Here is a 4,057-nt window from a genome sequence, read left to right as displayed (position 1 = left end):
GGTGGTTGCCGACGGCAACCACCTCTCACCCCCCTCAGAATGATTATCATTATCTTTTAAAGATTAACTTATGATTTTTGCTGATTAATTTATTTCTTGGAAGTCCCTAACTATTGTCATCACTTCTGATAAGCACATCCGAGACTTACTGCGACGTTCTCCTGTCCTTGATGGTAGTTGTGGCATATTTGCTGCCATAAGTTTTCCCACTGCTTACAGAAGTCATCTACATCACAGAATATTTGTGTAATATCGAGCCGAGATACAATTGTAGACATCGCCGAGACCTGGTTTTTCTTTGTTATTTTTAGTCTCGGTGTTTTTTTGTGACTTTTTTGCTGATTCTAAATCAATCTTAGCGATCGCCTAGACCGACCCAGTTTCTCACACTTGATAGCTAGCAAGCTTTTCGCCTCTTTTTCCCCGTCGAACTCACGTTTATTTATGTCATTTTGAAATCTTTTTTAGTTTTTATTAGTAAATAAGATGCGTTCGCCCTGCTATTGATCAATGGATTAACTTGGCTTCTGCTACAGCAGGAAACCTTTTACGTTCTTTGCGCGATAAAGCAAGCCAATGGTGGTATTTCTTGGATAATCCTGAAGTCCCTCCTGATAACAATCAGGCTGAACGCTCACTGCGTTTAGCTGTCACCAAACGCAAGGTTAGTGGTGGTTCCCGTTCGATGGAGCGGTTTCAACATACTGCTAATTTGTTGACGGTAGTGCAGACTTGCCGCCGTCAAGGTCGGTCTGTGATTGATTTTTTTTCACAGGCTCTAATTGCTGATTCTGATAATTCTCTGTCTCGCCCTTCTTTACTTCCTCAATATTAGACCTGAATCCTTACCAATTTGTAGCGGCGATGGATAATCAGTATTTAGCTAGATTGATTAAAGCCTTAACAAAGTTATAAGTATTTCAACTGACAATTTTTCAACTTCTGCTTACTTACCAGTCCAGAATCTTCTTCATCTTCTTCAAGTCACACAGGCTAAACCAATGAATAGTTCAATGAACCAACAAATCTTACTTAACAGCCGTCCGATTGGAGAACCAAAAGAGAGTGATTTTGCGCTGGTCGAAACACCAATTCCAGAACCAGGAGAAGGCGAAGTCCTCAATCGCACAATCTACCTGTCGCTTGACCCGTATATGCGAGGTCGGATGAGCGATCGCGCGTCTTATGCTGCTGCTGTAGAGTTGGGGTCTGTAATGGTCGGTGGCACAGTTAGCCAGGTGATGAAATCTAACCATCCCCAATTTTCAGCAGGAGATTTTGTGCTTGGTTATGACGGCTGGCAAGCCTATGGCATATCGAGAGGCGAAACGTTACGTAAGCTTGACCCTAAGGAAGCTCCGCTCTCCTATGCCTTGGGTGTAACAGGAATGCCCGGAATGACGGCATATTTTGCGCTGCTTGATGTTGGGCAACCCCAGGCTGGCGAAACGGTTGTTGTCTCTGCGGCCTCTGGGGCGGTGGGTGCTGTAGCAGGTCAAATTGCCCTAATCAAAGGCTTGAGGGTTGTGGGAGTGGCTGGGAGTGATGCAAAATGTGATTATGTGGTGAAAGAATTAGGATTTGATGCCTGTATTAACCGTAAAACTCAGGATTTGAGTTCAGCCCTAAAAGCTACTTGTCCGAAGGGGATCGATGTTTACTTTGACAATACAGCTGGTTCTATTTTAGAAGCTGTATTGCAGCAGATTAATCAAGGAGCCAGAATCCCGTTGGTAGGGTTAATCTCGCAGTATAATGCCGAAAATTTGCCCCCTGGGCCTAATTTAATGCCACTGTTGATTAAACGGGCATTAATCAAAGGGTTTCTTGTAAGTGATTACCAACATCGGCACTCAGAGTTTGTTAAAGATGTCTCTAGCTGGCTACAAGAAGGTAAGCTCAAGTATAAAGAAGATGTTGTACAAAAATTAGAAAATGCCCCGCACGCTTTCATGGGGTTATTACAAGGCAAAAACTTCGGCAAGCTGATTGTTCAAGTCAGCAGCGATCCCACACGATAAGCATACTCGATCGACGAGTTATAAGCAGTTTTAGCAGCTTGTCCGTTAGATAAAAAATTGGTGATACTATTGCCAAAACTCAAGGTTCAACCCATCGCTCACAGCCATTCTCCATTTGGTACAATTTGTCAGTAACACCGGAGTCACCATTAGGAAAAGCAATTGAGCCAGAGTTCATTTACCTCACCCTGACGTAAACTCAAGATTACTATCCTAACAGTAGGTTCTAACAGCAGCAATTGGTAGCGATATTGCGATAATGTTTTAGTAGCAAGGAAACTATTAAAAGTGTTAGGCAATGAAGATAAAAAAGATTAGAAGTGAGTTAAAAACAGCACGATTATACTGTGACTTGAACCTTAGATTTCAAACAATTATTCATTATGTTTGCTTATTGAATTTGAGCTTCACACTTAATAGTTGTTTCTCTAACTACCCTGAATCTACGCAAACAGCAACCAATCCATCATCTTCACTTCCAAACACAGCAGCAGTAGTTTCCACTCCAACATTAGATGACAAAGCCATCCCTAAATACGATCATATCTTTGTCATCGTTGAAGAAAATAAATCCTACAACCAGATTATTGGTAACTCAAATGCACCCATTCTCAATCAACTCGTAAAAACCTACGGTTTAGCTAGTAACTTTTATGGTGAAGTGCATCCCAGCGAGGCTAACTACGTTGCCATTCTAAGCGGTAGTACTTTTGGTATTCATGATGATGATGCTTTTTATTGCTTTGCTGGTAGTAATCAGCAATTTTGCCACAATTCTCATCAAACTGATTATGCAAACCATACCATTGCATCTAAAAGCTTAATTGACCAACTATCCCAAAAGGGGCTAACTTGGAAAGGCTATTTTGAAGATATTCCTTCTCCAGGCTCTAAAACTGTTGTCGCTCCCAGTCTCGATCGTGCCTTATATGCAGTCAAGCATAATGGTTTTATGAACTTCAAAATAGTACAAGATGACCCAAACTTACCCGATAAAATAGTTGGAATTGCTCAACTTCAAAACGACCTTAACACTGGTAAAGTTCCCAATTACAGCCACATCATCTTCAACCAGTGTCATGAAATGCACGGTTTACCTGAATGTCCACAATTACAAAAACTTATTCAATCTGGTGACCAGATGATTGGAAAAGTTGTCAATCAAATCACTACTTCTAAGTTGTGGGCTGAGTCTGGCAATAATGCAATTATTATCACTTGGGATGAAGATAACAATCCTCCTAACAAATCCAAAATTCAAGGTTGTTGCGGTTTTGACCCTAATAGTTACGCTAACTTTGGTGGTGGTCACATTGCAACGATTGTTATTACTAACCACGGCCCACGAGGTGTTGTTGATAATACACCTTATAATCACTACTCCTTGCTCCGAACTACTGAGGATGCTTTTGGCATTTATGAATACTTAAACTACGCTAACGAAAATTCTAAAGGAGTTAAACCGATGACTGCTTTATTTGTCAAAAAATAAAATTCTCAAAATCTGCTGCGCCAAATTTGGGAGCAAGCTCACAACTTGACACGGCTAGCTGCGATCGAGTGCTACCGCGCGGCTGTGCTACATGAACTCGAACAAATTGCTCAAATTGTCCAGCAACGGCTAGAACAAAATTCTACAAAGGGACGCACGTTAACTCTAAAAATCAAATTCTCCGACTACCAGTGTGATTTGAACGATAATTTAGCCAAACGGTCACGAAATACTTCACTCTGTATGTCACTTAAAGGATAAAGTGGCCGTTTTTAAAGCATAAAGTGGCCGCAGTAGTAAAACCTTAGAGAAAGGCGCATAAATAAGATTTACTGTGAAAGATCCAGTCTTATCTGCCTCAAAACATCAATTACCTCAGCTCGCCACAGCGAAGACACGGTGGGGCAGGAACAACAGCGGCTGTATTACGTGCAGGGGGGAGCAATGCGATTTTGTTAGATGACCCCAAAAAAAGTGCGATCGCCGAACACTCATACTGAGAAATAAAGTAGTTTTTATTACAAAAATGTGATTAGTTGATACC

3 protein-coding genes and 2 pseudogenes are annotated in these 4,057 nt (G+C 41.3%); 4 read left to right on the top strand and 1 reads right to left on the bottom strand.

Annotation, left to right across the window (positions count from 1 at the left end; all coding sequences use genetic code 11):
* Positions 1 to 99: 99 nt before the first annotated feature.
* Positions 100 to 278, bottom strand: a pseudogene (locus H6H03_RS39405) (IS982 family transposase); the annotation flags it as partial.
* Positions 279 to 499: 221 nt separating this feature from the next.
* On the opposite strand from H6H03_RS39405, the pseudogene H6H03_RS39400 reads away from it, so the two are divergent.
* The 4 genes and pseudogenes from H6H03_RS39400 to H6H03_RS39385 form a co-directional block, all read left to right on the top strand.
* Positions 500 to 835, top strand: a pseudogene (locus H6H03_RS39400) (IS66 family transposase); the annotation flags it as partial.
* 166 nt (positions 836 to 1,001) lie between these two features.
* Entirely contained in the window at positions 1,002 to 2,021 is a 1,020-nt protein-coding gene (locus H6H03_RS39395) for an NADP-dependent oxidoreductase (RefSeq protein WP_190960396.1), read from the top strand.
* A gap of 400 nt (positions 2,022 to 2,421) precedes the next feature.
* The gene (locus H6H03_RS39390) at positions 2,422 to 3,513 is read left to right on the top strand and encodes an alkaline phosphatase family protein (protein WP_242058222.1); all 1,092 of its coding nucleotides are present in this window, start codon (positions 2,422 to 2,424) and stop codon (positions 3,511 to 3,513) included.
* Positions 3,514 to 3,558: 45 nt separating this feature from the next.
* Entirely contained in the window at positions 3,559 to 3,774 is a 216-nt protein-coding gene (locus H6H03_RS39385) for a DinB/UmuC family translesion DNA polymerase (protein WP_190960394.1), read from the top strand.
* Positions 3,775 to 4,057 lie beyond the last annotated feature (283 nt).

The sequence above is a fragment of the Nostoc paludosum FACHB-159 genome, assembly GCF_014698835.1.
In the GTDB taxonomy this organism is placed as follows: Bacteria; Cyanobacteriota; Cyanobacteriia; order Cyanobacteriales; family Nostocaceae; genus Nostoc; species Nostoc paludosum.
This window is presented reverse-complemented; position numbering and strand designations above follow the sequence as displayed.

Excerpts from the sequence above, each read along its gene's own strand:
- H6H03_RS39395 (WP_190960396.1), top strand. The coding sequence starts at position 1,002 with ATGAATAGTTCAATGAACCAACAAATCTTACTTAACAGCCGTCCGATT.